The sequence below is a fragment of the Amycolatopsis sp. NPDC051758 genome (genome assembly GCF_044453095.1).
Taxonomy (GTDB): Bacteria; Actinomycetota; Actinomycetes; order Mycobacteriales; family Pseudonocardiaceae; genus Amycolatopsis.
Genome location: NZ_JBITCJ010000004.1, coordinates 740,768 through 766,514, shown reverse-complemented (window position 1 = coordinate 766,514; position 25,747 = coordinate 740,768). Strand labels below are relative to the sequence as shown.

Genomic DNA, 25,747 nt, shown 5'->3' with positions numbered 1-25,747 from the left:
GGGGGACGGTCGTGACGGCGGTGTCGGCGGATCCGCAGGAGTTCTTCGCGTTGTTCGGCGCCGAGCGGCGGCCGGACCCGTACCCGCACTACCGGCGGTGGCGTGAGCGCCGGCCGGTCGCGATGCTGGCCGAGGGGATGTACGCCGTCAGTGGCATCGTCGAGGCCACGCAGGTGCTGCGCGACCCGGCGTTCGGGCACCCCGAGCCGGAGTACCTGGACCCGGCGGACCGGCTCCCGGACCAGCCGGTCGACGAGTCGGGACGCGTGGTCCGGGCGTTCCTGTCGTTGAACCCGCCCGACCACACGCGGCTGCGGCGGCTGGTGGCGAAGGCGTTCACGCCGCGGATGGTCGACCAGCTGGCGCCGCGGATCGAGGAGATCACCGCGGAGCTGATCGGCCGCGCGCGGGGCGAGTTCGACCTGATGACGGCGCTCGCGAAGCCGTTGCCGGTCGAGGTGATCGCCGAGCTGCTCGGCGTGCCGCTGGACGACCGCGAGCAGTTCGCGGCGTGGTCGCACGCGATGGCGCGGGCGCTGGACCCGCCCTTCCTGCAGAGCCCGGAGACGGTCGAGCCGGCGGTCCGCGCGCGCCAGTCGTTCGTCGGCTACTTCCGCGAGCTGGCGCAGCGCCGCCGCCGCGAGCCGGGTGACGACCTGCTGTCCGCGCTGGTCGCGGTGTCGGACGCCGGGGACGCGCTCAGCGAGGGCGAGCTCCTGGTCACGTTGACGCTCCTGCTGATCGCGGGCCACGAGACGACGACGAACCTGATCGGCAACGGCGTCCTGGCCCTGTTGCGCCACGGCGGCCTCGGTCCGGCGGCGGCGTCGCCCGACCGGGTCGTCGAGGAGGTGCTGCGCCACGACTCACCGGTCCAGCTGACGGCCAGAACGGCCCTGCGCGACGTGACACTCGGTTCCTTGACGGTGCCGGCGGGCAGCCAGGCGATCGTCCTCATCGGAGCGGCCAACCGCGACCCGGCGACGGGCCCGGATCCGGAGACGTTCGACCCGGCGCGGGCACCGGGCCGTCACTTGGCGTTCGGCCAGGGAATCCACTTCTGCCTCGGCGCACCGTTGGCCAGGCTGGAGGGCCGCATCGTGTTCCGCGAACTGGCCCGGCGAGCCCCGGAGCTGTCCCTGGCGGGCACGCCGACCTGGAACCCGACCACGACCCTGCGCGGCTTGGCGAGCCTGCCGGTCGCGCTCTGAAGGCCACCACGAGGGCAGCTGGCGCTCTCGTGGTGACCCTCAGCGGCTCAGCGCGGCTTCACACCGCGGTCGGCCAGGCGAGCCGTCAGCACGCCTCGCCCGCGCGTGGCCGTCCACCCGGAACAGGGCGGAGCGCGCGCCTGTCCGGCCCGCCTCACGCCGCTGCTCGCTGGGACCGCTGGGCCGGCCTCTGCGGTTTCAGCAGGGCGAACCGCACGCAGCGCCAGCCCGCCGGGGTCCGCGTGAAGCGGGCCGCCAGCGCGAACGAACGGCCGTCCGCCTCCACGCGGGCGCACGCTTCGACCACGTCCGGCACCGCGGTGCACGTGTGGACGGTCTGGGTCCGGTGCCGCGGCTGTTCGAGCCGCGGTCCGCTGAGGCCCCGGTAGACCTCCGGCGCCACCAGCGCGCGGATCTGCGCGGCCGGCCGTCGGCCGTCGTAGGCCTCCAGCAGCATGTTCAGCAGCCGGCCCACCTCGCCCGCTTCGAGCTGCCGGGGCACCGGCCACCGGGTTCCGGCGCGGCGGTGCTCCTCGGGGGTCAGCGCCGCCGGACGTTCGGCCCGGCGAGGCGCTTCGTAGTGGACGAGCGTTCTCAGGCGATGTTCCTCGGTCATTTCCTCCCCTCCCGGACTCGGCATTTCGCCGCCTCCACCGCTTAGAGGGGGGAACGGGCCGGAAAGGAGACCGGAATCGCTCGATTCGGCACAGAACCGCGGAAGACATGGATTCCCGGACAGTGTTGCGCTATGCGAGACACCGGGTACCCACCCCGCTATGGTGTGCCGGGTGCTGAAGGGGTTATTGGTCGATTTTGCCGGAGTTCTCACCGATCCCGACGCCGGCCGCTTCTACGACTACCTGGCGGCCGTACGTGAGCGAGGCGTCCGCACCGCGTTGCTGTCGAACGCCCCGGGGGCGTCGGCCGAGGTCAAGAACACGATGTTCGACTATTTCGACGCACTGGTGTTTTCGGGAGAGGTCGGCGTCGCCAAACCGGATCCGGCGGTCTACCTGATCGCCGCCGATCGGCTCGGGCTGCCCGCCACCCGGTGCGCGTTCGTGGACGACTCCGCGGCGAACATCCGCGGCGCGGTCGAGGCGGGCATGGTCGGGGTGCACCACCGATCGGTCGAGGAGACGCTCGCCGAACTGGATGTGCTGTTCCCGGACGGGTGAGGGGTCAGCGGCCGCGGCGCACCAATTCGAACGACAGGACCGCCGCCGCGGCTGAGACGTTCAACGACTCGACGTCACCCGGCATCGGAATGGACAGCCATTCCGTGACCAGCTCGCCGACTTCCCCGCCGACGCCCGCCGTCTCGCCGCCGAGCACGAACGCCGCGCGCTGCGGCAGGTCCACGTCGAACACTGCCGTCTTCGCCGAGGCGCTCAGCGCGTAGAGGCCGAAGCCGGCTTCGGTCAGCATCTCGGCCGCTTCGCGCGCGGAGCCGCAGCGCAGCACCGGCGCGCGGAACGCGACGCCGGCCGAAGCCTTGACCACCAGCGGGTCGAGCGCCGCGACCCCGCGGCGCGGCACGATCACGCCGTCCAGCCCGGCGGCGGTCGCCGTCCGCAGGATCATCCCGACGTTCGCGGGAGTGGTGATGCCGTCCAGCACCAGCACCCGAGAAGGCGGCCGGCGGTCCGACAGCGCCGCCTCGAGCGCGCGCATCCGTGGCGCGACGACGTCGGCGAGCACCCCCTGGTCCTGCTTGCCGTTGCCGGCGAGCACCTTGACCCGGTGGGCGCTGGCGCGCTGCACCGGCACGCCGGCGGCCTTCGCCGCGCGCTGGATCTCGGTGGCGCCGGGGCCGCGGGCGGTGTCGGCGAGGATCACCTTGTCCACCCGCAGGCCGTCGTCCGCCAGCGCCTCGAGCACCGGCTTCCGGCCGTACACGGTCAGGAAGCGGTCCTTCGGCGAAATCGTCGAGTCATCACCCACACCGGGCAGTCTCGCACTGTGTAAGGATCGGCCCATGCCCGACCGCCTTTCCGCGCTGGACGCCTCGTTCCTCTACCTGGAGGACCACGCGACCCCGATGCACGTCGGCGGCGTGGCGATCTTCGAGCGGCCGCGCTCCGGGTTCAGCTACGCGCAGCTGCTCGACCTCGTCGGGGCGCGGCTGGCGTACCTGCCGCGGTACCGGCAGCGCGTGCAGGACGTGCCGGGCCACCTGGCGCGGCCGGTGTGGGTGGACGACGTCGACTTCGACCTGAACTACCACGTCCGGCGTTCGGCGCTGCCCCAGCCGGGCAGCGACGAGCAGCTGTTCGACCTGGTGGCGCGGCTGATGTCGCGGCGGCTGGCGCCGGAGCGGCCGCTCTGGGAGGCGTACTTCATCGAGGGCCTGTCCGGCGACCGGATCGCGCTGGTGACCAAGACCCACCAGTCCGTTGTGGACGGTGTCGGCACGATCGAGCTGGGCCAGCTCATCCTCGACCCGACGCCGGCCGAGCCGGAGCCGTTCGAGGACATCTGGACCCCGCGCCGCGAGCCGAGCCGCACGCAGCTGGTGCTGGACGCGGTGAGCGAGGGTGTGCAGCGGCCGGGCGAGGTCGTGGAGAACGTCCGGTCGGCGGCGAACGACGCGGTCGCGACGGCGGGCAAGCTCGCCGAGACCGTCGGCGGCGTCGCGTCGGCGTTGCGCACGCTGGTGAGCCCGGCGCCGCCGGGGCCGCTGAACGTCCGGGTGTCCGGCGGCCGCGTGTTCTCCGTGGTGCGCACGCGCCTGGAGGACTTCCGGAAGATCCGCGCGGCGCACGGCGGCACGGTCAACGACGTGGTGCTCGCCGCCATCACGGGCGCGCTGCGCGAGTGGCTGGTCTCGCGTGAGGAGGCGCTGAATCCGAACGCGACGATCCGCGCGCTGGTGCCGCTGGCGGTGCGCGACGCGGAGACGGCGGAGTATTCGACACCCGCGCTGATCGGCAACCAGGTCGCCGCGTACCTGGTCGATCTGCCGGTCGGCGAGCCGAACCCGGTGCTGCGCCTGCAGCACATCGGGCACGCGATGGCCGAGCACCTCGACTCTGGCCGCTCGGTCGCGGCGCGCGGGCTGCTCAAGGTAGGCGGCTTCGCCCCGGCGACCTTGCATTCTCTGGGCGCGCGGGCGGCGGGGTCGCTGTCCGGGCGCATCTTCAACGTCATGGTGACCAACTCGCCGGGCCCGCAGATGCCGATGTACGCGGGAGAGGCCAGACTGGTCGAGATGTTCCCGGTGATGCCGCTCATGCGCACCCAGGCGCTGGCGATCGGGGTGACGTCGTACCACGGCGGCGTCTACTTCGGACTCAACGGCGACCGCAAGGCCGCGTTCGACGTCGACCTCGTGGCCGGGATGATCGAAGAGTCCTTGGAAGAGCTGAAGGGTGCGCACTGGTGAGGGTCTATCTGCCTGCGACCATCGCGATGCTTCGCGACCTCGAAACCTCGGGCGAATTCCGCCCCCGCAGCGGGACGGCGTTCGCGCTGACACCCGCGTTGCGCGAGGCGTACGTGAGCGGGAGCGACGAGGAGCTGGAGTACGCGGCACTGCTGGACGCGGCCCGCGCTTCACTGCGCCTGATCGCGGCGGAGGAGAAGGGCGAGCCACGCCGCGTGGTGATCTCGGCGGACGTCGAGGGCCTGACGTTGCGCCCGGACCTCGACGCCCCGGTGGTCCGCATCGGCGGCCCGATCCCGTTTTCGGCGGTGGCGGCGATCCACGTGGACGCGGCGGAGGCGGCGGACGCGGTGTCCGCGGCGGCAGCGGTGATCGACGCGGCGGATCTGGGCGACCCGGACGCGGAGTTCACGTTGGGCGACGCCGAGGACCATGAGCTGGCTTGGTACGCGCCGCAGGAGCTGCCGTTCCTGCTGGAGCTGCTCTGAGGGATCCGTTCTACCGAGTTGTCCACAGGTGTGAATGCTTGTGGATAACTTGTGGGCCGAGTGGCTGAACTGGGGTTTCGGTCGGGGGTGGCCGATAGACTGGAGCCGGGGACGCCCCCCTGGGACGGGCGGGGGCTGTTCTTGTGGGCTGGTGGCCCCTGGGGTGCCCTCCGGAATGCAGTGAACGACTCATTCACCGCATCGGAGGCGCCCCATCGCAGGCCTGCGGGCCACCTTGCGAGCCCCCGCCATCCGGGAAGATCCCTCACTCCGCCGCGAACCACTCCGGCCCCGGCGCCGGCCGTTCACACCGCCACCCGGTCGCGGCCATCAGCTTCCCCGAGTCCACCCGCTGCGACCGCCCCATCGGCTCGGCCATCGCCAGCCGCGAAACCAGCCACTTCGGCAGCGCCCGCGCCTTCCGAACCCCGGCCGCCGCAGCCATCGCCGCGCCCAAGGTGCCCTTCAACACCGCCGGCGCCCCCACGTTGTAAACCCCCGAAGGCGCGTCCAACGCCGCCACCGCGGCCGCAGCCGCGTCGGATGGGTGGATCGCCGTTGTCCAATCCGACCGCGACCCCATGATCAGCGGAGCTCCACGCCGGGCCGCCGCCAGCAGAGCCGAAGTCATCGCGTCAGAACCCACCAAAGTCCCGATCCGCAGCCGAACCACCGTCCGGTCCTCCAAAGCCGCCACGTTCGCGTGTGCCACGACCGAGGAAGCCGTCACCCCGCGCGGCCGCAGGGGAGCGTCCTCCGTGAGCAACCGATCGCCGCCGTCCGCGTACACGAACGAAATCCCCTCCTGGACCACGATCCGCACCTCGTCGACCTGCCGGACCGCGGCCGCCAGCGCGGCGCTCCCCGCCAGCCGGACGTGGTCGTTCCCGGCCCAGGCGGACTTGCTCGTCACCTTCCGGGGGATGCGCGTCGCGAGGTTCAGCACGGCGTCGTGACCGCGTAAGGCAGCCGCCAGCGAAGTCGGCGAGAACAGGTCGCCCGTCACCGGCTTCGCGCCGGTCGCCTCGATCGCCGGCCCGCGTGAGGCGTCGCGGGCCAGGCCGCTCACCTCGTGCCCCGCCGCCAGCAGCCGCGTCACCGCCGGGCGCCCCAGCACACCCGTCGCCCCGATCACCATCACCCGCATGTCCGTCTCCTTTCGACAGACATCCGGACGAGACGGCGGGCGAAAACGTGACTAGCCCACTTCGCCCGAAGGCGGCGGCTGGATCTCGACCGGCGCTCCCCAGTCCGTGTAGCGGGTCGTGATCCGCGCTTCGCCGCCCTGCAGGATCGGCGAGAGGTCCAGCACGATCTGCAGCGGCCGGTGCGTGTCGTCGAGCCAGAGCTCCACCGGGAACTTGCCGCCGAGCCGCCCGGCTTCGTCGGCTGACAGCCCCGCGGGCAGGTCAGTGCCGAGCCGGGCCAGGTCGAGGTCGACGCGGTAGTGCTCCGCCGCCACGCCGCCGAGGTCGGTGCGCTCGGCCGAGACGATCGTGCCCGCCGTCCGGATCTCGCCCAGCGTGTGCGCCGGGTCGTTCTGCGCAGCCAGCTGCGCGAGGCTGCCGCCGAGCACCTGGGAAAACGGGTCCGTGCCGTCCTGGGCGACGACCACCCACGGCTTGCCGGCGCCGACCTCGTCGCGCGAGCCCTCCGGCACCTTCGCGTACAGCTTCCCGGCCACCAGCCGCAGCTCCATCGGCTCGCCGATGAAGTCGGTCGTCATCACCTGGGACGTCCCGCCGGCGCCGAACCGCGCCTGGCCCTGGCCCTTCGACCGGACGGAGCCGACGGCGACGTCCGTGCCGAACTTCGCCGAGCCGCCGCTCGTGGTGGCCGCCGTGGCCGCGTCGGCCAGTGCCCGTGCGTCGTCGAACGACGGTGGCGGGGAGGCGGGGGAGCACGCACCGGCGAGCAGGGCGAGCAGCAGCACGACGGCGGCTTTGCGCATGGCGACAACAAAAACACAGCGGCTCCCCCGAACCCGTTCGGGGGAGCCGCTGCTACTCACGGTCAGCCGGTCAGCGGCCGCCCTGCTTCATCAGCTCGCCGAGGTCGACAACCTGCTCGGCCGGCGGGGCCGCCACGTCGACCGTGGTGCCCCAGTCGCTGTACTTCATGGTGAACTTCGACTCGCCCGCGCCCGGCACGCCCAGCGCCTGCATCATCGGGCCCTGGTCCATGGTGACCTGCACCGGCAGGTTGTCCTTGTTCAGCCACAGCTCGGCCGGGATCTTGACGTCCTTGCCCTTGAGCATCTCGGTCAGCTTGGCACGCGTGGCTGCCGGCACCTGCTGGGTGAACTGCTCAACCGACTTGGCGACGTCCAGCTCCACCTTGTAGTGGTTGACCTGCTGGCCGTTCAGCTCGGTCTGGTCCGACGAGATGATCCGGCCCGCCTTGGCGACCTGGTCCAGGATCTTGCTCGGGTCGCTCTGCTCAGCCGACTGCGACAGCGCGCTCCCCATCGCCTGCGAGATCGGGTCGGTGCCGTCGGCCGAGATCTTGGCCCACGACTTGTCGGTGCCCATCTGCTTCTGCTGCTCGGCCGGCAGCTTGATGTACATGACCTTGTCGACCATGCGCATCTCGGTGGTCTCGCCGGCCGCGGTGCTGGTCATCGAGAACTTGGTGTTCGCACCGTCGAAGGCCATCGCGCCGGTGGCGGTGAGGGTCTGGCCGGCGACCGAGCCCTCCATGGTGAACTTCGCCGACTTGGACTTCTCGGTGCCCTGCTTGGACGCCGACGCCAGCTGGATCGCGTCGGTGAACGGCGAGGCGAGGCCGCTGCCGCCGTCGGCCTGCGACTGGCTGCCCGCGGCCGCCGGCTCGGCGGTGCCGTTGGCGGAGTTGCCGGAACAAGCCGACAGCGTGAGCGCCAGGACGGCGGCGCTGGCGGCGACCAGGGTGGTCTTGCGCATCGAATTCCCCTCAGGATCGGATCTTCCGCTCGGCATATCGCCCGATCGGACGAATGGTTACCGATGTGACGGTGACGATCCGCAACCGGTTCCCGGTTGCCTCAAGAATCCGTGGCGCGGATTACCTCGTGGCCGCCGCGTGAGGCCAGCAGGCGCCGCAGCGACGCGAGCCGCTCGGGCAGCGCCGTGCCGTCGGTGACGACGTCGTCGAGCGCACAGTCCGGGTCCTCGGGCGGCCCCAGGTGCCCGCAGCCCGAAGGGCACTCTTCGGCGGCCGCGGCGAACTCCTCGAACGCGTCGACGATGTCGTCCGCGGTGACGTGGGCGAGCCCGAACGACCGCACGCCGGGGGTGTCGATCACCCAGCCGCCGTCCGGCAGCGGCAGCGCCACCGCGGCGACGGACGTGTGCCGCCCCTTGCCGACCCCGCTCACCACGCCGACGGCCAGATCGGCGTCCGGGACCAGGCGGTTGACCAGCGTGGACTTGCCGACGCCGGAGTGCCCGACCAGCGCTGTCACCCGGTCCTTCAGCATCTCCGCGAGGCCTTCGGGCTCTTCGTCGTAGCGGGTCACGATCGCCGGGATGTCGAGGCCCGCGTAGCCCGCGAGCAGCTCGTCGGGGCTGGCCAGGTCGGCCTTCGTCAGGCACAGCACCGGCTCGACGCCACCCGCGTAGCAGGCGACCAGGCAGCGGTCGATGAAGCCGGTCCGCGGCGGCGGGTCGGCCAGCGCCGTGACGATCAGGAGGCGCTCGGCGTTGGCGACGACCAGCCGTTCGAACGGGTCGGTGTCGTCCGCGGTGCGCAGCAGGGAGCTGGTGCGCTCGTCGACGCGGATGATGCGCGCGAGGGTGTCCGGCTTGCCCGAGACGTCGCCGACCACGCCGACCCGGTCGCCCACCACCACCGGCGTCCGGCCCATCTCGCGGGCCCGCATCGTGGTGATCACCCGTTCGGGATCGGCGTCGATCGCGCAGGTCCAGCGCCCGCGGTCCTTGCCGATGACCATGGCGTTCACGGCGTCGAGGTGCTCGGGACGGCGCTTGCTGCGGGGCCGGGTGCCCTTGCCGGGACGCACGCGGACGTCGGACTCGTCCAGCTTGCTCCAGTCGTTGCGCGCCAAACCGTCCGCCTCTCGTGCACCGGTGCCCACCCGAATGATCCCATGCCGCTCGCCAGGGCCCTGGCCTGCGTGTAACGATGGCGTTCCGGACGTTTCCCCCGCGAGGAGGTCGGACATGTGCGGCCGCTACGCCGCCACCAAGGACCCGGCGAAGCTGATCGAAGAGTTCGAGGCGATCGACCTCACGGAAGGTCGTGCGCGGGCGGACCACAACGTCGCGCCGACGAAGAACGTGGTCACGGTCGTCCAGCGGCACCCGCGTGACGACGAGGGCCAGGTTCTCGAGGACGAGCCCGCCGAGCGCTCGCTGCGGATGATGAAGTGGGGCCTGGTGCCGTTCTGGGCCAAGGACCCGTCGGTCGGCTCGCGGATGATCAACACGCGGGCCGAGACGGCGGCCGAGAAGCCGGCGTTCAAGCGCGCGCTGACGGCCCGCCGCTGCCTGGTGCCGGCCGACGGCTGGTTCGAGTGGCGCCGCACCGGCAAGGAGAAGGAGCCGTTCTACATGACGGAGCCGGACGGCTCCTCGATCGCGTTCGGCGGGATCTGGGAGACCTGGCGGCCGAAGGACGACGACAACGCTTCGCCGTTGATCACCTTCTCGATCATCACGACTGACGCCGCCGGCCAGCTCACCGACGTCCACCACCGGATGCCGCTGATCGTGCCGAAGTCGCACTGGGACGGCTGGCTGGACCCGGACCGCGACGACGTCACCGACCTGCTGGTGCCCACCCCGGACGACATCGTCGCGTCGCTGGAGCTGCGGCCGATCTCGAGCCTGGTCAACAACGTCCGCAACAACGGGCCCGAGCTGCTGGAGCGCGTCGACCCGCAGCAGCAGCTCGAAGCCGAGGGCGCGTTGTTCGACGTGCCGAAGTCATGACCGCCCTCGCGATCGACACCGCGTACGGCCCGGCCCGGGTCTACCTGCACTGCGCCGAGGAGGGCGTGGCGGTGCTCATGCTCGGCCACGGCGCGGGCGGCAGCCTCATCGCGAAGGACCTGGTCGCGGTGACGCGCGCGGCCCAGGCGGCCGGCGTGCACGTGGCGCTGGTCGAGCAGCCGTACCGGGTGGCGGGCCGCCGCGCCCCGGCCCCGGCGAACCAGCTGGACACGGCGTGGCTGACGATCGCGGACGAGCTCCTGGAGCGCTTCGACTCGCTGCCCCTGGTGTTCGGCGGCCGGTCGTCGGGCGCTCGGGTGGCCTGCCGGACGGCGTCCGCCGGTCAGGCGGTGGCGGTGCTCTGCCTGGCGTTCCCGGAGCACCCGCCGGGCCGCCCGGAGAAGACCCGCCAGCCGGAGTTCGACGCGGTCGACGTCCCCACGCTGGTGATCCAGGGCGAGCACGACCCGTTCGGCCGCCCGAAGCCGGGACCGCACCAGGAGCTGGTCCTGGTGGACGGCGACCACAGCCTGGGCCGCGACCTGGCGACCGTCTCGCGGGCGGCGACGGAGTGGCTTTCGCGGGTGCTGCGCCCGCTCGGCTGAGGCCGGTCCCGAGCGCCCCAATGTGGCCTTCGGTGCGTCTGACGCACCCAAGGCGGCCTTCGGTGCGTCAGACGCAACCAATGTGGCCTTGGGGCGCTCGCGCCGAGTCGGCGAACCCCGGGTCAGGCCGCGATCGGCGCCACCACGGCACCGGTCAGCCGGATCAACTCACCCGGTGCCAGCTCCACCTCGAGCCCCCGCCGTCCCGCCGAGCAGAACACCGTCTCGTACTTCTCCGCCGACGCGTCGATCACCACCGGCAGCCGGCTGCGATGCCCCAGCGGCGAGATCCCGCCCAGCACGTACCCGGTGGCCCGCTGGGCCGCCGCCGGATCGGCCATCTTCGCCTTCTTACCGCCCGCCGCGGCCGCGAGACCCTTCAGGTCCAGCTGCCCCGTGACCGGAACCACTCCCACGACGAGACGGCCGTCGACCTCGGTGACCAGCGTCTTGAACACCCGCGCCCGGTCCAGTCCCAGGGCCTCGACCGCCTCCAGCCCGTACGACTCCGCGCGCGGGTCGTGGTCGTACGCGTGCAGCGTGTGCGCCACCTTCTGCTTGGTCAGAACCGCGGTCGCCGGGGTGCCCTTGCCAGCCATGGGACGGAAGTCTAGGGAATGTCCACTGCACCCGATCGGTTGTACGGGACGTGACCACGACCCTTGCCACCACACGCTCTCGCAGCCGTCGTCGCCCCGAGGCACCGGCGAACCGCGGTGTGCCCGGCCCCCGCGTAAACTCGACGTCGCCGTATGCGCGCACGCGCATCGACGCCGAGCGGGAAGGGAACGGTTTGCCGAGCACGCAGAACTCAGCGCCGGAAGAAGCGACCGAGGCGGAGCGCGCCGAGCGCTTCGAACGCGACGCCATGCCGCTGCTCGACCAGCTGTACTCGGCCGCGATGCGGATGACCCGCAACCCCGCCGACGCCGAGGACCTGGTCCAGGAGACCTACCTGAAGGCGTACGCCGCCTTCGCGTCGTTCAAGGCCGGGACGAACCTGAAGGCCTGGATGTACCGCATCCTGACCAACACCTACATCAACGGCTACCGCAAGCGGCAGCGGCAGCCGGTGCAGCAGCCCACCGAGGAGATCACGGACTGGCAGATCGCCAAGGCCGAGGCCCACACCTCCAGCGGGCTGCGTTCGGCCGAGGTCGAGGCGATGGACAACCTGCCCGACACCGACGTCAAGGCCGCCCTGCAGAAGCTGCCCGAGGAGTTCCGGCTGGCCGTCTACCTGGCCGACGTCGAGGGCTTCGCGTACAAGGAGATCGCCGAGATCATGGACACCCCCATCGGCACCGTGATGTCCCGCCTGCACCGCGGGCGCGCCCAGCTGCGCGACCTGCTCGCCGACGTCGCGCGCGAGCGCGGCTTCGTCCGGGGCACCAAGGAAGAGGTGGCGGGGCGATGAACGACATGTGCGAGGGCGCGTCCGACAAGGTCCGCTGCGAAGAGGCGCTCGCCGACATCTACCTGCTCCTCGACCGCGAGTGCAGTGCCGAGCGGGACGCCGCGTTGCGCGCCCACATCGAGGACTGCCCGCCGTGCCTCGAGGAGTACGGCATCGACGAGCACATCAAGCAGCTCCTGGCCCGCAAGTGCGGCGGTGACCACGCCCCGGCCGAGCTGAAGAGCCGGCTGCGTGCGTCGATCCGCCAGACCGTCGCCACCCGTGGCGGAGTGACGGTCGAACGCACCGAGATCACCCTCGAGCAGCGTTCCGAATAGCGCCTGAGCACGACGAAGGCCCCCGCACCGTGGTGTGGGGGCCTTCGTCATGCCGGACGCCGGGATTCAGGCGTTGGGCTTCTTGCCGTGGTTCGCGCCGTTCTTCTTCCGGTCGCGACGCTTGCGGGCGCGCTTCGACATGTTCACTCCTCGTCGTCAATGGTGGCCACGGCCGCGGCGCTGGCGCCTGCCGGGCTGGGGTCAACCTCTCAAGTGTGTCATGGCGCGCCGTTCTGGTTGGATGGGGTGGTCCGGTTCAGCGCGAGGAGGGTGTTGATGGCCGAGATCAGGGCCGAGATGGTCGGCACCGTGCTCCAGGTCGTCGCCGAGCCGGGCGCCGCGCTGGCCGCGGGGGACACCGTGCTGATCCTGGAGTCGATGAAGATGGAGCTGCCCGCCGTGAGTGCGAAGGCGGGCACGCTGACCAGCCTCGCCGTTGCGAAGGGTGACCGGGTCCAGCAGGGCGACGTCCTCGGGACGGTCGAGTAACCGTGTCGACGCTCGCCGAACTGCTCGCCGACAACACCGGCCTCCCCGGGGAGGCGGCGGACCACCTGCAGACCGTCGTCGCCGAGTGGCAGCTGCTGGCCGACCTGTCCTTCGCGGACTTCCTGCTCTGGGTCCCGGTGACCGAGGACCTGCAGCCGGACGGCGGCGACTTCGTCTGCGTCGCGCACGCGCGGCCGACAACGGCGCCCACCGCGCACCCGGAAGACGTCGTCGGCACCCGGTTCACCGTGGAGGAGCACCCGCAGCTGGCGAAGGCCATGCGCGAGGTGCGGATCTGCCGCGAAGAGGACCCGCACTGGTACCGCGACCTGCCGATGCGGCGCGAGGCCATCCCGGTCCGGTTCCACGACGACGTTGTCGCCGTGATGAGCCGCGAGACCAACCTGGCCGCGCCGCGCGTGCCTTCACCGCTGGAGATCGCGTACCTGGGCAGCGCCGGTGACCTGTGCCAGATGATCGTGGACGGCACGTTCCCGCCGAGCGGCACCAACGCGACCGACACACACACGTCACCGCGGGTCGGAGACGGGCTGATCCGCCTCGACTCCAGCGGCACGGTGGTGTTCGCCAGCCCGAACGGGTTGTCCGCCTACCACCGGATGGGGCACGAGTCCGACCTGGTCGGCACGCGGCTGGCGCCGTTGACGCGGTCGCTGATCCGCGACCCGTTCGACGCGACCGAGGTGTCGCACCGGATCATCGAGGCTCTCGACGGGAAGCCGTCGAGCCGCACCGAAGCCGACTCACGACGCGGCGCCGTGGTGCTGTTCCGCGCGCTGCCGCTGCGCCCGGCCGGGCAGGCGGCGGGCGCGCTGGTGCTGGTCCGCGACGTCACCGAGGTCAAACGCCGTGACCGCGCGCTGCTGTCGAAGGACGCGACGATCCGCGAGATCCACCACCGGGTGAAGAACAACCTGCAGACGGTGGCGGCGCTGCTGCGGCTGCAGTCCCGGCGGACGACGTCGGAGGAGGCGCGGCTCGCGCTGGCCGAGTCGGTGCGCCGGGTGACGTCGATCGCACTGGTGCACGAGGCGCTGTCGATCTCCGTCGACGAGCGCGTCGACCTGGACAAGCTGCTCGACAACGTGCTGCCGATGGTCGGCGAAGTCGCCACGGCGGAGTCGCAGGTGGGGCTGTCACGCAAGGGCTCGTTCGGCGTGGTGGTCGCGGAGATCGCGACACCGCTGGTGATGGTGCTGGCCGAGCTGGTGCAGAACGCCATCGAGCACGCCTTCCCGGCCGGCCGGTCGGGCAAGGTCGAGCTGATCGTGGAGCGCTCGGCTCGCTGGCTGGACGTCGTCATCCGCGACAACGGGCGCGGCCTGCCGTCGGGCTTCTCGCTAGAGCGTTCGGACGGCCTGGGCCTGCAGATCGTGCGGACACTCGTCGAGTCGGAGCTGCGCGGCTCGCTGTCGCTGCGGAAGGTCCGCGTCGAGGGGTCGTCGACCCGGGCGACCGGGACGGAAGCCGCGCTGCGCATCCCTCTTTCGAGGCGGCTCTAGACCGTCGCGTTTGGACTTGATCACCGCCGGGCATCTCGATCCCGGTGGTCGTGATCGAGTGCGGATCGCGGACGGACCCAGGACACGATGAAGGCCCGGCACCTGGTGCAGAGGTGCCGGGCCGTTCAGCGTTTTGCGGGAGGACTTGAAGTCCCGGTGAGGTTTCACCGCACCCGTCGCCGGGTGGTTTCGCCCCACTTGTTAAACTCAGTTCGGGTAGGTATCACCCCAGACGGCGTGGGCACAGGGATGCCCGCCGGGTGAAATTCCTACTCGGCTAGAGGTAAAGCTGGTGCTTCGATTGAACTTCAGGCGTTGGTGCGCGTGCCGATGTGCGTACGGCGGCGCTTGAGAGCGCGTCGCTCGTCTTCGCTCATGCCGCCCCACACGCCCGCGTCCTGGCCGCTGGCCAGAGCCCAGGCCAAGCAGTCGGAAGCGACGGTGCAGCGGTGGCACACGGCCTTCGCCTGAGCTACCTGCGACAGAGCAGGACCGCTGGTTCCCACCGGGAAGAACAGCTCGGGGTCCTCGTCTCGGCAGGCCGCGTCGTGGCGCCAGTCCATGTTCGTGAGCTCCTTCATATGGCGCGGGAGAGAGCCGCGCCACAAGTCGTCAATGGCGGTCGTGTTCTTGGGTGCTTGTGAATGCTTTCACGAAGCACTGCGTTCGACAAGTGTTTCTTGAAGATCGGTGAGTCAGCTCACCCGGCCGAGCGACACGTCTGACCTGCGGTTTCTCTCCGAAACAGCCGCCCGAAGGGAAGGCTGATGCGGTGAGTGGAGCTTCTGCGTCGACGAACGGCAGCTTGCACTTTGCCGCAGGCGATCAGGTGTCCCGTCGTCACACGATTACGCTGAGTGCATTCGGGACGCTGAAGAATTCCACCCTGGTCCGCTGGCCGACGAGGTCGCCGTCCACCTGGAAGTTTACCGGTTCAGCTGCGTCGATGCGGATCATCGGCAGGTCGTCGTGACGCACGAGACGTTTGCCCTTTTGGTTGCTCTTCGTAGCCAAAGCGCGGCGTACATGCTTGAACACCGTGGGCAACCCCAGACCGTTCAACGCGAACAAGCCCAATCCCGTCTCGAACGAGCAACCCGGGTTGAGGTGGATCGGACGCTCGCCCAGGTAGCTCCACGGATCGGTGTTCGACACGAAAGCGGTCAGCGCTTCGGCGGGTTCCTCACCCGGGATGCGGATCGTGAGGGCCGGCCGGCCCAGCGGCGGCCGGAAGTAGGAGCGGACCGCGGCCCTCAGGTAGAGGCCGGCCGTCGTCTGCTTGCCCCGGCGCTTCGCGACGCGGCCGACGACGTCGGCGTCCCAGCCGAGGCCGGAGTTGAAGGTGAACCAGTGGCCGTCGGCCAGGCCGAGCCCGACCCGGTGGGAGCGGTCGTTCTCCAGCGCGTTGAGCAGCTGGTGGGTGGCCTCGACGGGGTCGGCGGAAATGCCGAGGGCGCGAGCGAAGACGTTGGCCGAGCCACCGGGCACAACACCGAGCGCGGGGATGCGCCCGATCTGCGTGGGGTCGCCGTCCGCGTCGGCCAGCAGGCCGTTGACGACCTCGTTGACCGTGCCGTCGCCGCCGTGCGCCACGACCAGGTCGATCCCGTCCCGCGCGGCCGAGCGCGCGACGGCCATCGCGTGGCCGCGGTAGTCCGTCTCGACCACGTCGAGCTTGACCTGGCTGGCGAGGGCGTGCGCCAAGACGTCCCGGCCACCGGCGGTGGTCGAGGTGGCCTGGGGGTTCACGACGAGGATTGCGCGCACCACCGCAGAGTAAGTGACGCCCACCGCCCCGAGAACCTCTCGACGGCGCAAGGTGACCGGAAGCACCGGCCGCGGCGACGCTTTCGAACAGCACCGAACAGCACCTGTGACCCTGTGCCGGGCGGCCCTCCTTCACGTGGCGAGTGTCCGCTCGTCGTGACAAGTGCACCCGGGCCGACCGCCCGCTCATCGACGACACCTGAATTCTCAGCGCCCGGGCGGTCCCGCGAAAACGGCCGACCGGGTGGCATACGATCGAAATGGCTCACGCACGGTGACTCGCCCTGGTCGAGTCCACTGTGCTCCCGCAAACCAAGTCCTCCGGAAGGCCCGCAGTGAAGCTCTCGCCCGCTCCCCGTGAGGTCCGGCTGGCCGGCGTCGTCACCGCGGTGCCCTCGCTCGCCCTGCTGGTATTCGGGGTCGTCGTGCTGGTGAACGGCCTGAGCTCACCGGCGCAGCCGGGCAACAACGTCTTCGTCGAGTCGGGCACGTTCATCGTGGTGGCGCTGGCGTTCCTGGCCGCGTCCGGCGGGCTCGTCCTGGGCCAGACGTGGGCGCGCTCGCCCGGCGTGGTGATCGCGCTGATCGTGGTCGGGCTCGGCTGGTACCTGCTCGGCCCGTCCGGGGTGCCGGTCTGGGGTGTGCCGATCGCCCTGTTCGGCATCGCCGCGCTGGTGCTGCTATTCCGGCGGCCGTCGCGGGCCTGGGCGCTGGGCCTGCGCGAAGGCGAGACGGAGACGGAAGCCGCCGAACGAGGTGGGCTCGCCGGCCGCCGCGCCGAGCGCGAAGGCCACGAAGAGGACTGAAGCTGCGTGATCAGGCCCGTAACCGGCGTGATCGAGGCCGGATCTCGCGTGATCGAGGCCGTAACTCGCGAGTTCCGGCCCTGATCACGCGAGTTCCGGCTCTGGTCACGTGAGTTACGCCTGCTCGGCCAGCGCCCGCAGCGGCTCGTCGGTGAGGCGGTTGACCGTCCACTCGTCCATCGGCACCGCGCCGAGGGCCTTGTAGAACTCGGTCGCCGGGTTCCAGTCCAGCACCGACCACTCGAGCCGCGCGTAACCGTTCGCGACGCACTCGGCCGCCAGTGCCGCCAGGAGCGCCTTGCCCAGCCCGGAGCCGCGGTGGGCCGGGAGGACGAAGAGGTCCTCCAGGTAGATCCCGTGCACTCCGCGCCAGGTCGAGTAGTTGAGGAACCAGACGGCGAAACCGACCACCTCGCCGTCCAGTTCGGCGACATGCCCGAACAGCTTCGGCGCGTCCCCGAAGAGCGCTTCGTGGAGCTGCTCGGCGGTCAGGTGGCAGTCGTCGGGCGCACGCTCATACTCGGCCAGTGCGTACGCCAGGCCGACGGCGGCCTCGACGTCGTCGGGGCGGATCCGGCGGATGCGGTGGTCGGGCACGTCAGTCCTCCAGGGCGGGCGGCAGGTTGAGGTGTTCGATCTGGGGTTCGCCGCGCTCGTCGCCGAGCACCGCGATGCCGGCCGCGTCCAGTCCGAAGTGGACGCCGGCGGTGGCGGGCAGGCCGACCCAGCGGGCCACCAGCACCCGGCTGAAGTGCCCGTGCCCGACCAGGATCACGTCACCGGCTTCGATGTCACGACGAGCACGGTCGAGCACGCGGTCCGCGCGGGCGGAGACCTCCGAAGCGCTTTCGCCGCCGGGGATCGGGTGGGTCCAGACCGTCCAGCCCGGGACGGTCTCCCGGATCTGCGGGGTGGTGATGCCCTCGTACTCGCCGTAGTCCCATTCGGACAGGTCCTCGGTGACGTCGTCGACGCGCAGCCCGGCCAGCGCGGCCGTCCGCAGCGCTCGCGCGCGTGGGCTCGACAGCACCAGCGACGGGCCGCCGAGCAGGCTCCGGAGCGTGCCGCCGGCGGCGAGCGCCTGGCCTTCACCGGCCGGCGTCAGCGGGATGTCGGTGCGGCCGGTGTGCCGTCCGTTCACCGACCATTCGGTCTGGCCGTGCCGGAGGAGGAAGAGACGGTTCGCCACACGGGCGAATATATCCGGCGGTTTGCGCACCGGCCGGGCGTCTGCTTGGCTACTGAGCAGTAGCTTAGCTCAAGGAGACCTGATGGCCGAGACGCCGACGTTCGCGCTGTGGCACAAGCTGGCCGCAAAGCCGGGCGGGAAACAGCTGTTCAGCGCCGCGATGTGCCTGCGCGTGCCGTACTTCCGGACGGTGCTGCCCTCGGTGCGCGAGCTGCGGCCGGGGCACTGCGAGGTGACCGCGCCGAAGTGGTGGGGTGTTTACAACCACATCGGCACGTTCCACGCGATCGCGGCCTGCAACCTCGCCGAGATCGCGATGGGCATGCTCGCCGAGGCGACGGTCCCCGCGACGCACCGCTGGCTGCCGAAGGGCATGAGCGTCGAGTACGTCGCGAAGGCCGAGACGGGCCTGCGTGCGGTGGCGTCGGTGCCGGAGCTGCCCGGGTTCGGCGACGAGGGTTTCGAGCTCCCGGTCCCGGTGACCATTTCGGACGCGCGGGGCAAGCCGGTGGTCACCGGGACGATCACCATCTGGGTGACGCCGAAGAAGCGTTAGAGCGGCTTGTACTGCACGTAGGAGGCTTGGTGGAACGCGTTCTCGCCGGCCGGCGACGGCAGGCCCAGCCGCCGGTCGACGAGCCGGCCGAGGGCGCCGCAGCCGGTCGTCGCGGGCAGGGCGAGGTCCGGGTCGACGGTGCCGGAGAACGCCGTCCGCGGGTTCTCCGAGATGATCCGCGGCGGCACGGCCGGGTCGTCGTGCACCACCGTGTGCAGCGGCTTCGCCTCCGTGCCGATGCTGCAGTCCTTGCGCAGCAACGGGTGCCGCACCACGGCGTAGACGTCGAGCTCGCCGCGGCGCACGTCGTCGCTGTGGAAGTCGGAGTAGCCGCCGTAGCGCAGCTGAAGCGTCGCGCCCGCCAGGCCGGGGACGCGGGCGGGTGCGTGCCGGAGGGCGCCGAACACCTGGGCGTACTGGCCGTTCACCCGGCCTTCGCTGAACGTCAGCCGCATTTCGCCGAGCGGGATCTCGCGGCCGCCGATCGTCAGTTTCCCTTGGGAGACAAAGGCTTCACAGCGCCACGTGCCCGGGTCGGCGTTCGACGGCGGTGCCGGGCAGTCCGAAAAGTCGAACGTCGGCAGCTCGTCGGCGGACGCCGTCCCGGGCGCGACCCCCAGTGCGGCCACGGCGACCGCGGCCGCCCCCAGTGCGAGAAGTTTCATGCCGGTGAGCTTGCTCGCACCCGGTCGTGCGGACATCCGGGATCGCCCCCAGGGGAACACCCGAAATTCCCTCGACCGGGTGAAACACGTTCTGATTAGTTAACACCGTTCACTGAACTGGGTCATGATCGGCCCATGTCTGTCTTCTCCCGCCGCCGGTTCCTCGGCCTCGCCGCTCTGAACTCCGCTGCCGCCCTCGGGCTGACCACGGTCTCGACGCGGCCGGCGAGCGCCACACCGCTGCCGGACTTCGCCCCGGCGGTGGTCGTCGGCACCGGCTACGGCGCCGCCGTCACGGCGTTGCGGCTCGGCGAGGCCGGGGTGCCGACGCTGATGCTCGAAATGGGCCGGCTGTGGACCACCCCGGGCGCCGACGGCAAGGTCTTCCCCTCGATGCTCACCCCGGACGAGCGGTCGATGTGGTTCAAGGACCGCACCGAGGCGCCGCTCGCGTCGTTCCTCTGGCTCGACCTGGCCAACCGGGACATCGGGCGCTACGCCGGTGTGCTCGACCGCGTGAACTACGGCGACATGGCGGTGTACCTCGGCCGCGGCGTCGGCGGCGGTTCCCTGGTCAACGGCGCGATGGCGGTGACGCCGAAGCGCTCCTACTTCGAGGAGATCCTGCCGCGGGTCGACGCCGGCGAGATGTACGGCAAGTACTTCCCGCGGGCGAACGCGGCGCTGGGGGTCAACGTCGTCGACCCGCGGTGGTTCGAGACGTGCAAGTCCTACCAGTACGCCCGCGTCTCCCGGAAGGCCGCGCGCAAGGCCGGGTTCGGCACGGTGTTCGTGCCGAGCGTGTACGACATGGACTACCTGCGGCGGGAGGAGGCGGGCACGGTCCCGCGCTCGGCCGACGCGTCCGAGGTCATCTACGGCAACAACCACGGGAAGCGCTCGCTCGACAAGTCCTACCTCGCCGTCGCGCTCGGCACCGGCCACGTGACCATCAAGACGCTGCACGAGGTCCGCGAGATCATCCACCAGCCCGACGGGACGTACACGCTGGTCGTCCGCGAGATCGACGAGCGCGGCACGGTGCTGGCGACCAAGCACGTCACCACGAAGCACCTGTTCCTCGGCGCGGGCAGCGTCGGCTCGACCGAGCTGCTGGTGCGCGCCCGCGACACCGGCCGGCTGCCGGAGCTGGGTGAGGCCGTCGGGCGGGGCTGGGGCACCAACGGCAACGTCATGCTCGGCCGGGCCAACCACGTCTGGGACACCACCGGTGGCCTGCAGTCCGGCATGCCCGCGCTCGGCATCGACAACTGGGCCGACCCGGTGCACCCGGCGTTCGCCGAGATCGCGCCGGTGCCCGCCGGCCTCGAAACGTGGGTCAGCCTCTACCTGGCCATCACCAAGAACCCCGAACGCGGGCACTTCACCTACGACGCCGCGAGCGACTCGGCGAAACTGCGCTGGACGGCGTCGCAGGGGCAGCCGTCGATCGACGCCGCGAAGGCGCTGTTCGACAAGGTCAACCGGGCGAACAAGACGATCTACCGCTACGACCTGTTCGGCGACACCCGCACGTTCGAAAACCGGTTCACCTACCACCCGCTGGGCGGGCTGGTGCTCGGCGAGGCGACCGACGACTACGGCCGCGTCAAGGGCTACCGCAACCTGTACGTCACGGACGGCTCGCTCATCCCCGGCAGCACCGGCGTCAACCCGTTCGTGACGATCACGGCGCTGGCCGAGCGCAACATCGAGCGGGTGCTGGCCGAAGACCTCAGGGGCTGAGGCGTGCCAGCGACTCGGTGAAGCCGTCGTCGACGTCCGAGAAGAACGACGTGTCGGCGGCCTCGACGTCCTTCAGCGCCTTCGCGACCAGTTCCAGGCCCGGCGCGGTGATCTGGAGCCGCTTCGCGCGGGCGTCGGCCGGGTCGTCCGTACGTTCCAGCAGCCCCCGCTCGGCGAGCTTGCGGACGACCTGGCTGGTCATCATCGTGTCGGTGCCGGCCTGCTCGGCCAGCTGCCGCTGGGTCGGGGGGGGGCCCCCCCGGGGGGGGCCCCCCACCACGTGGTGGTCAGCAGCACGAACTGGACGTGCGTGAGGTCGTGCGGCGCCAGCGCGGCCCGCATCGCCCGCTGCCAGGCCAGCGTCACCCGCCAGAGCAGGAAGCCGGGGCTGCGCTCGGGGCCGGGCAGGCGGGACTCCGGGGCGGTCATACCCGCGAGGATGCCTCAGCCAGCCGGGCCAAGACGCGCATCGCGTCGGGAGTGTCCGAAGTGACCTGCGGGCCGAACCCCTCGGGCCCGTCGATCGTGACGCGGTAGGTGATCCGAGTGCCGCCTTCGACGTCGGCGAGGACGTGCTCGAACCGCAGGTGGGCGTCCGGCAGCCGGGTCTCGTCGGTGAAGCTCCGGCCCTCGGTGACTTCGGTGAGGGTGAACGGGATCGGCGGCATGTCATCCATCGTCATGGTGCCGCTCGTGCCGGCGGCGAAGGGGCCGTCGAGGACAACCGAGCGGACTCCCGCGTCCCACTCCGGCCAGCGGGCGGTGTCGGCCCAGAGCGGCCAGATCGTGTCCGCGGGCGCGGTGGACGTCTCGCTGTGCTCGTATTTGTAAAGTGCCATGCGAGCAGACTATATGCGCGCTTACTAAATCGGCAAGAGGCAGGTTTTCTCAGGCCGGGCGATGATCAGTTCGCCGAGCGCAGCTTGTCGTAGTAGGCGACGCAGTCGTCGTACATCGGCAGCAGGCCCTGGTCACGGGCTTCGGCCAGCGTGGGCGCGGTGCGGTCCTTGGCCGACAGGACCGGCTCGATGTCCGTGGGCCACGGCAGGTCCAGGGCCGGGTCGAGCGGGGTGATCCCGTGCTCGCCCGTCGGGTTGTACGGCTCGCTGCAGAGGTACGCCATCACGGTGTCGTCTTCGAGGGTGAAGATGCCGTGGCCGAGGCCCTCGGCGAGGTAGACGGCGCGGTGCTCGCGGGAGTCGATGAGGACGCTGTCCCAGGTGCCGAAGGCCGGCGAGCCGACCCGGAGGTCGACGATGACGTCGAGGAACGACCCGCGCGCGCAGTAGATGTACTTGCCCTGGCCGGGTGGTGTGTCGGCGAAGTGGACACCGCGGATGGTGCCGCGCCGCGACACGCTCTGGTTGGACTGGCCGAGCCGCAGCGGGTGGCCGACGGCCTCGCGGAAGACCTCCTCCTGGAAGGGGGCGAGGAACAGGCCGCGGTCGTCGGGGAAGACCCGGGGGGTGAACTCGTAGGCGTCCGGGATGTTCAGCCGGCGGAATTGCATGCCCCCAGCTTATCGGGTGCCAAAAAAACCGGACAGACGTCTTGGGAATTGCCGCAAATCAGCGACGGTGTGACATCAACCGCACCGAGGGGTCCCTTGCGCGGGCGGACCTGTCACAATGATTGGACCGCCGCGTCCGCGGCCATCGCCAGACCCACGGCACCGATGGCCGACGTGACGCCTCGCCGACAGGCCGGCGCTACCGCGCTGGGCTGCCGTGCCGGAGGACAAACCCGCGTACGGGGTGTGCCTTCATCCCCGCAAACGTGGTCCCCCGCTCGCAGGCCCAGGAGTATTTCCAGTGACCCACGTCCGAACCGCGAGTTCCGTCATTCCTACTGGAGGAATCACGGAAACGACGACAGGAAACCCCATGAGCGACCCCACCGGCGCCGTCGCGCCGGTCACCGACGAAGAGATCTTCACCGGGCACGAGGGCGGCAAGCTCTCGGTGGCGGCGACCCGCCCCATCTCCAGCCCGCGTGACCTTTCGATCGCCTACACCCCGGGTGTGGCGAAGGTGAGCCGTGCGATCGCCGAGGACGCGGCCAAGGCCAAGCGGTACACGTGGGCCGACCGGCTCGTCGTCGTGGTGAGCGACGGGACGGCGGTGCTCGGCCTCGGTGACATCGGCGCGAGCGCGTCGCTGCCGGTCATGGAGGGCAAGTCGGTGCTCTTCAAGACCTTCGGCGGGCTCGACTCGATCCCGCTGGTGCTGGACACCACCGACGTCGACGAGATCGTCGAGACGCTGGTGCGGCTGCGGCCGTCCTACGGCGCGGTCAACCTCGAGGACGTCTCCGCGCCGCGCTGCTTCGAGCTGGAGGACAAGCTCAAGGAGGCGCTCGACTGCCCGGTCATGCACGACGACCAGCACGGCACGGCGATCGTCACGCTGGCCGCGCTGCGCGGCGCCAACCTGGTCCTCGACCGGGCGATCGCCGACCAGCGCGTGGTCGTCTCCGGGGCCGGCGCGGCGGGGGTCGCCTGCGCCCGGATCCTGCAGGAGGCCGGCATCGGCGACGTCACCGTGCTCGACTCGCGCGGCATCATCCACACCGACCGGGACGGCCTGAACCCGATCAAGCAGCGGCTGGCCGCGACGACCAACAAGGCGGGCCTGCGCGGTGGCCTGGCCGAGGCGCTCGAGGGCGCCGACGTGTTCCTCGGCCTGTCCGGCGCGACGATCGACGAGACGCTGCTCGGCCGGATGGCGGGCGGCGGCATCGTGTTCGCGCTGTCCAACCCGGACCCGGAGGTGCACCCGGCGGTGGCCTCGCGCTACGCGTCGATCGTGGCCACCGGGCGCAGCGACTTCCCGAACCAGATCAACAACGTGCTGGCGTTCCCCGGCGTCTTCCGCGGCGCGCTGGACTCCGGCGCGCGGGCGATCACGGAGAACATGAAGCTGGCGGCCGCCGAAGCGATCGTGTCGGTGGCGACCGACGACCTGGGCCCGGACCGCATCGTCCCGAGCCCGCTCGACCCGCGGGTCGCCCCCGAGGTGGCCGCCGCGGTGGCGAAAGCGGCGGAAGCCGACGGCGTCACGGCCTGACCCGAGCGCCCCAAGGCGGCCTTGGTTGCGTCTGACGCACCGAAGGCCGCCTTGGGTGCGTCAGACGCACCGAAGGCCACATTGGGGCGCTTCAGCCCAGCAGGTCGGGGAGGCGGTGGCGGGGGACGTCGACCAGGCGCAGGTCGCGCAGGTCTTCGGGGACGTCGAGGGAGACGTTCGCCAGCCGGGCGTGGGCGCGGGTCAGCACCTCGTCCTGGTGCTCGACGGCGTCCGCGACCACCACCGCGTGCCGGTTGTCCGGGGTGCTCCGCAGGTAGCGCAGCGCGTACTTGCCCTGGACCAGCGCCGAAAGCGCGGTCTGGGACCGTTCGTCCGCGAGGTCCGGGTGCGCGTTCGGCAGCAGCAGCGCGAGCCGCCGGGCGTTCGTGCCCAGCAGCGTCCGCAGCAGCCACGGGCCCGGGTCGGCGGTGAGGTCCATCGCGATCGCGTCCCCTTCGGGGCCGGAGATCGCCCAGTCCACCGGCCGCGACTCCAGTGAAAGCCCGCCGGCCACGGCGATCTCCCTCAGCTTCTCCAGCAGCGCCGGTTTGGTCCCGGCGGCTTCCACCGACTGCGGCCCGTGGGTGTAGATCGCGGACTTTCCCTTGCCGCCGCGCATCTTCTTGGCCTTCGCCGTCGGCTGGCAGACGTAGAGGTCCGCCGCACTGCCGATCGCCTGTGCCCCGAAGTAGCGGTTGAAGCCGGGCAGGATCGCCTCGAACGTCAGCCCGAGCGTGGCCAGCGACCGCTGCACCTGCGCGCCTAGTGCCGGGTGGCGCGGGCTGTAGCCGTAGGCGAACAGCAGCCGTCCCTCACTCGGCTCCCGCAGTGCCTGCACCCCGCGCGCGGCGAACAGGCCCATGCCCTCCGGCGTGTACGGCGGATCGCTGAACACCAGGTCGAAGCCGCTGCCGAGGGCCGGCGGCAGGCCGACACGGAGGTCCGTGTGCACGGTCCGGATCTCGCGCCCGCCACGTTCGTCCAGGTAGGCGAGGACCCGCTCGTCGAGGTCGACGACGGTCAGCTCGGCCGACGGGCAGACCGCCCGCACCGCCAGCGACGTCAGGTCGTGGTCACCGAGGAACAGCAGCCGCGCCGACGCGAGGTCGTACCGCGCGTCCAGCCACAACGCGCGGCGCAGCACCGTCTCCGGGGTGGCTTGCACATGGTCGAGCGCGGCCAGCGGCGACGGCACCTCGGCCACCCACTCGGCGACCTTCGGCAGCAGCTCGTGCGTTGCGACGGCTTCGTCGAGCGGGTCGGCGTAGCGGGGCGCGCTGTACTGCAGGTACGACGCGGCGACGCCGGGGGAGATCCGCAGCCGGTCGCCGCTGCGGTCGAGGTCGTCGCCCAGGGCCGCGAGGACGTCCTCCACGCTGCGCCGTGGCGCCGTGCTCAGCCGGACCAGCTCGCCGAGGTCGTGGTCGCCCGTCCGCAGCAGGTCGATGACGCGGTACAACGGGCGGACGCCGACACCGTGTTTGGCGAGGACGTCGTCGAGTGCGTTCACGGGCTCCGAGCCTAGTCACCACCTGCCGGAACAGCGTGCCAACCACCGCCGACTCGGCTACGGTCGTTTGGACCTGA

General features: G+C 71.1%; 31 protein-coding genes. 14 read left to right on the top strand and 17 right to left on the bottom strand.

Features of this window, described 5'->3' with window-relative positions:
* Positions 1 to 11 precede the first annotated feature (11 nt).
* On the top strand, positions 12 to 1,211 hold the full coding sequence (locus tag ACIA5G_RS23160; RefSeq protein ID WP_395926368.1) for a cytochrome P450: 1,200 nt from the start codon (positions 12 to 14) through the stop codon (positions 1,209 to 1,211).
* A gap of 154 nt (positions 1,212 to 1,365) precedes the next feature.
* On the opposite strand, the gene ACIA5G_RS23155 is transcribed toward ACIA5G_RS23160, so the two are convergent.
* On the bottom strand, positions 1,366 to 1,827 hold the full coding sequence (locus ACIA5G_RS23155) for an Rv3235 family protein (protein ID WP_395926366.1): 462 nt from the start codon (positions 1,825 to 1,827) through the stop codon (positions 1,366 to 1,368).
* 187 nt (positions 1,828 to 2,014) lie between these two features.
* Here ACIA5G_RS23155 and ACIA5G_RS23150 point away from each other — a divergent pair, with 187 nt between their 5' ends.
* Positions 2,015 to 2,389, top strand: a complete 375-nt coding sequence (locus tag ACIA5G_RS23150; protein ID WP_395926516.1) for an HAD-IA family hydrolase — start codon at positions 2,015 to 2,017, stop codon at positions 2,387 to 2,389.
* Between the two features lie 4 nt (positions 2,390 to 2,393).
* Here the strand turns inward: ACIA5G_RS23150 and ACIA5G_RS23145 are convergent, their stop codons facing one another.
* Entirely contained in the window at positions 2,394 to 3,155 is a 762-nt protein-coding gene (locus ACIA5G_RS23145) for a TrmH family RNA methyltransferase (RefSeq protein ID WP_395926364.1), read from the bottom strand.
* 34 nt (positions 3,156 to 3,189) lie between these two features.
* Between ACIA5G_RS23145 and ACIA5G_RS23140 the strand changes: the two genes are divergently transcribed.
* Both ACIA5G_RS23140 and ACIA5G_RS23135 read left to right on the top strand, forming a co-directional pair.
* The gene (locus ACIA5G_RS23140) at positions 3,190 to 4,596 is read left to right on the top strand and encodes a wax ester/triacylglycerol synthase family O-acyltransferase (protein WP_395926362.1); all 1,407 of its coding nucleotides are present in this window, start codon (positions 3,190 to 3,192) and stop codon (positions 4,594 to 4,596) included.
* Positions 4,593 to 5,084, top strand: a complete 492-nt coding sequence (locus ACIA5G_RS23135) for a DUF6912 family protein (protein WP_395926360.1) — start codon at positions 4,593 to 4,595, stop codon at positions 5,082 to 5,084. Before ACIA5G_RS23140 ends, ACIA5G_RS23135 begins: the two co-directional genes overlap by 4 nt.
* Positions 5,085 to 5,349: 265 nt before the next feature.
* Here the strand turns inward: ACIA5G_RS23135 and ACIA5G_RS23130 are convergent, their stop codons facing one another.
* From ACIA5G_RS23130 to rsgA, 4 genes are all read right to left on the bottom strand, one after another.
* Positions 5,350 to 6,231 (bottom strand): NAD-dependent epimerase/dehydratase family protein, encoded by an 882-nt coding sequence (locus tag ACIA5G_RS23130; protein ID WP_395926358.1) that lies wholly within the window; start codon positions 6,229 to 6,231, stop codon positions 5,350 to 5,352.
* A gap of 51 nt (positions 6,232 to 6,282) precedes the next feature.
* Entirely contained in the window at positions 6,283 to 7,035 is a 753-nt protein-coding gene (locus ACIA5G_RS23125; protein ID WP_395926356.1) for a hypothetical protein, read from the bottom strand.
* Positions 7,036 to 7,105: 70 nt separating this feature from the next.
* A complete protein-coding gene (locus ACIA5G_RS23120; RefSeq protein ID WP_395926354.1) occupies positions 7,106 to 8,005 on the bottom strand; it encodes a hypothetical protein in 900 nt (299 codons plus the stop codon).
* A gap of 101 nt (positions 8,006 to 8,106) precedes the next feature.
* On the bottom strand, positions 8,107 to 9,129 hold the full coding sequence (rsgA, locus tag ACIA5G_RS23115; protein WP_395926352.1) for a ribosome small subunit-dependent GTPase A: 1,023 nt from the start codon (positions 9,127 to 9,129) through the stop codon (positions 8,107 to 8,109).
* A gap of 115 nt (positions 9,130 to 9,244) precedes the next feature.
* Here rsgA and ACIA5G_RS23110 point away from each other — a divergent pair, with 115 nt between their 5' ends.
* Positions 9,245 to 10,015, top strand: coding sequence for an SOS response-associated peptidase (locus ACIA5G_RS23110; RefSeq protein ID WP_395926350.1), 771 nt, complete (start codon positions 9,245 to 9,247; stop codon positions 10,013 to 10,015).
* Positions 10,012 to 10,620, top strand: coding sequence for an alpha/beta family hydrolase (locus ACIA5G_RS23105; RefSeq protein WP_395926348.1), 609 nt, complete (start codon positions 10,012 to 10,014; stop codon positions 10,618 to 10,620). Before ACIA5G_RS23110 ends, ACIA5G_RS23105 begins: the two co-directional genes overlap by 4 nt.
* 122 nt (positions 10,621 to 10,742) lie before the next feature.
* Here ACIA5G_RS23105 and ybaK read toward each other — a convergent pair whose 3' ends face one another.
* Positions 10,743 to 11,219, bottom strand: a complete 477-nt coding sequence (gene ybaK / locus ACIA5G_RS23100; RefSeq protein ID WP_395926346.1) for a Cys-tRNA(Pro) deacylase — start codon at positions 11,217 to 11,219, stop codon at positions 10,743 to 10,745.
* Between the two features lie 194 nt (positions 11,220 to 11,413).
* Here ybaK and ACIA5G_RS23095 point away from each other — a divergent pair, with 194 nt between their 5' ends.
* Together ACIA5G_RS23095 and rsrA are read left to right on the top strand one after the other, a co-directional pair.
* Complete coding sequence (locus tag ACIA5G_RS23095) at positions 11,414 to 12,037, top strand: sigma-70 family RNA polymerase sigma factor (protein WP_395926344.1); 624 nt, start codon at positions 11,414 to 11,416, stop codon at positions 12,035 to 12,037.
* Complete coding sequence (rsrA, locus tag ACIA5G_RS23090) at positions 12,034 to 12,354, top strand: mycothiol system anti-sigma-R factor (RefSeq protein ID WP_284744382.1); 321 nt, start codon at positions 12,034 to 12,036, stop codon at positions 12,352 to 12,354. The genes ACIA5G_RS23095 and rsrA overlap by 4 nt, the downstream gene beginning before the upstream one ends.
* Positions 12,355 to 12,420: 66 nt before the next feature.
* Here rsrA and ACIA5G_RS23085 read toward each other — a convergent pair whose 3' ends face one another.
* Complete coding sequence (locus ACIA5G_RS23085; RefSeq protein WP_098515123.1) at positions 12,421 to 12,495, bottom strand: 50S ribosomal protein bL37; 75 nt, start codon at positions 12,493 to 12,495, stop codon at positions 12,421 to 12,423.
* A gap of 135 nt (positions 12,496 to 12,630) precedes the next feature.
* On the opposite strand from ACIA5G_RS23085, the gene ACIA5G_RS23080 reads away from it, so the two are divergent.
* Both ACIA5G_RS23080 and ACIA5G_RS23075 read left to right on the top strand, forming a co-directional pair.
* On the top strand, positions 12,631 to 12,843 hold the full coding sequence (locus tag ACIA5G_RS23080) for a biotin/lipoyl-binding carrier protein (RefSeq protein ID WP_323323221.1): 213 nt from the start codon (positions 12,631 to 12,633) through the stop codon (positions 12,841 to 12,843).
* A gap of 2 nt (positions 12,844 to 12,845) precedes the next feature.
* Entirely contained in the window at positions 12,846 to 14,366 is a 1,521-nt protein-coding gene (locus tag ACIA5G_RS23075) for a sensor histidine kinase (protein WP_395926341.1), read from the top strand.
* A 308-nt stretch (positions 14,367 to 14,674) separates the two neighbouring features.
* Here the strand turns inward: ACIA5G_RS23075 and ACIA5G_RS23070 are convergent, their stop codons facing one another.
* The gene (locus tag ACIA5G_RS23070) at positions 14,675 to 14,929 is read right to left on the bottom strand and encodes a WhiB family transcriptional regulator (RefSeq protein ID WP_072481920.1); all 255 of its coding nucleotides are present in this window, start codon (positions 14,927 to 14,929) and stop codon (positions 14,675 to 14,677) included.
* Positions 14,930 to 15,206: 277 nt separating this feature from the next.
* A complete protein-coding gene (locus ACIA5G_RS23065) occupies positions 15,207 to 16,133 on the bottom strand; it encodes a diacylglycerol/lipid kinase family protein (RefSeq protein ID WP_395926339.1) in 927 nt (308 codons plus the stop codon).
* A 335-nt stretch (positions 16,134 to 16,468) separates the two neighbouring features.
* Between ACIA5G_RS23065 and ACIA5G_RS23060 the strand changes: the two genes are divergently transcribed.
* A complete protein-coding gene (locus ACIA5G_RS23060) occupies positions 16,469 to 16,939 on the top strand; it encodes a hypothetical protein (protein ID WP_395926336.1) in 471 nt (156 codons plus the stop codon).
* Between the two features lie 114 nt (positions 16,940 to 17,053).
* On the opposite strand, the gene ACIA5G_RS23055 is transcribed toward ACIA5G_RS23060, so the two are convergent.
* Together ACIA5G_RS23055 and ACIA5G_RS23050 are read right to left on the bottom strand one after the other, a co-directional pair.
* On the bottom strand, positions 17,054 to 17,536 hold the full coding sequence (locus ACIA5G_RS23055) for a GNAT family N-acetyltransferase (protein WP_395926334.1): 483 nt from the start codon (positions 17,534 to 17,536) through the stop codon (positions 17,054 to 17,056).
* Between the two features lies 1 nt (position 17,537).
* On the bottom strand, positions 17,538 to 18,128 hold the full coding sequence (locus ACIA5G_RS23050; protein WP_395926332.1) for an acid phosphatase: 591 nt from the start codon (positions 18,126 to 18,128) through the stop codon (positions 17,538 to 17,540).
* An 82-nt stretch (positions 18,129 to 18,210) separates the two neighbouring features.
* On the opposite strand from ACIA5G_RS23050, the gene ACIA5G_RS23045 reads away from it, so the two are divergent.
* Positions 18,211 to 18,684, top strand: coding sequence for a hotdog fold domain-containing protein (locus ACIA5G_RS23045; RefSeq protein WP_395926330.1), 474 nt, complete (start codon positions 18,211 to 18,213; stop codon positions 18,682 to 18,684).
* Here the strand turns inward: ACIA5G_RS23045 and ACIA5G_RS23040 are convergent.
* Positions 18,681 to 19,349, bottom strand: a complete 669-nt coding sequence (locus ACIA5G_RS23040) for a hypothetical protein (RefSeq protein WP_395926328.1) — start codon at positions 19,347 to 19,349, stop codon at positions 18,681 to 18,683. The genes ACIA5G_RS23045 and ACIA5G_RS23040 overlap by 4 nt on opposite strands.
* 135 nt (positions 19,350 to 19,484) lie before the next feature.
* On the opposite strand from ACIA5G_RS23040, the gene ACIA5G_RS23035 reads away from it, so the two are divergent.
* The gene (locus ACIA5G_RS23035; RefSeq protein WP_395926326.1) at positions 19,485 to 21,095 is read left to right on the top strand and encodes a GMC oxidoreductase; all 1,611 of its coding nucleotides are present in this window, start codon (positions 19,485 to 19,487) and stop codon (positions 21,093 to 21,095) included.
* Here the strand turns inward: ACIA5G_RS23035 and ACIA5G_RS23030 are convergent.
* From ACIA5G_RS23030 to ACIA5G_RS23020, 3 genes are all read right to left on the bottom strand, one after another.
* On the bottom strand, positions 21,085 to 21,297 hold the full coding sequence (locus ACIA5G_RS23030) for a MarR family winged helix-turn-helix transcriptional regulator (RefSeq protein ID WP_395926324.1): 213 nt from the start codon (positions 21,295 to 21,297) through the stop codon (positions 21,085 to 21,087). The two genes, ACIA5G_RS23035 and ACIA5G_RS23030, sit on opposite strands and share 11 nt — an antisense overlap.
* A gap of 223 nt (positions 21,298 to 21,520) precedes the next feature.
* On the bottom strand, positions 21,521 to 21,934 hold the full coding sequence (locus tag ACIA5G_RS23025; RefSeq protein WP_395926322.1) for an SRPBCC family protein: 414 nt from the start codon (positions 21,932 to 21,934) through the stop codon (positions 21,521 to 21,523).
* 65 nt (positions 21,935 to 21,999) lie between these two features.
* On the bottom strand, positions 22,000 to 22,605 hold the full coding sequence (locus tag ACIA5G_RS23020) for a dTDP-4-dehydrorhamnose 3,5-epimerase family protein (protein ID WP_395926320.1): 606 nt from the start codon (positions 22,603 to 22,605) through the stop codon (positions 22,000 to 22,002).
* Between the two features lie 373 nt (positions 22,606 to 22,978).
* Here ACIA5G_RS23020 and ACIA5G_RS23015 point away from each other — a divergent pair, with 373 nt between their 5' ends.
* Positions 22,979 to 24,160 carry an NADP-dependent malic enzyme gene (locus ACIA5G_RS23015; protein WP_395926318.1) on the top strand — a complete coding sequence of 394 codons (1,182 nt, stop codon included), beginning with the start codon at positions 22,979 to 22,981 and terminating at the stop codon, positions 24,158 to 24,160.
* 91 nt (positions 24,161 to 24,251) lie between these two features.
* Here the strand turns inward: ACIA5G_RS23015 and ACIA5G_RS23010 are convergent, their stop codons facing one another.
* Complete coding sequence (locus tag ACIA5G_RS23010; RefSeq protein ID WP_395926316.1) at positions 24,252 to 25,670, bottom strand: bis-aminopropyl spermidine synthase family protein; 1,419 nt, start codon at positions 25,668 to 25,670, stop codon at positions 24,252 to 24,254.
* Positions 25,671 to 25,747: the final 77 nt, after the last annotated feature.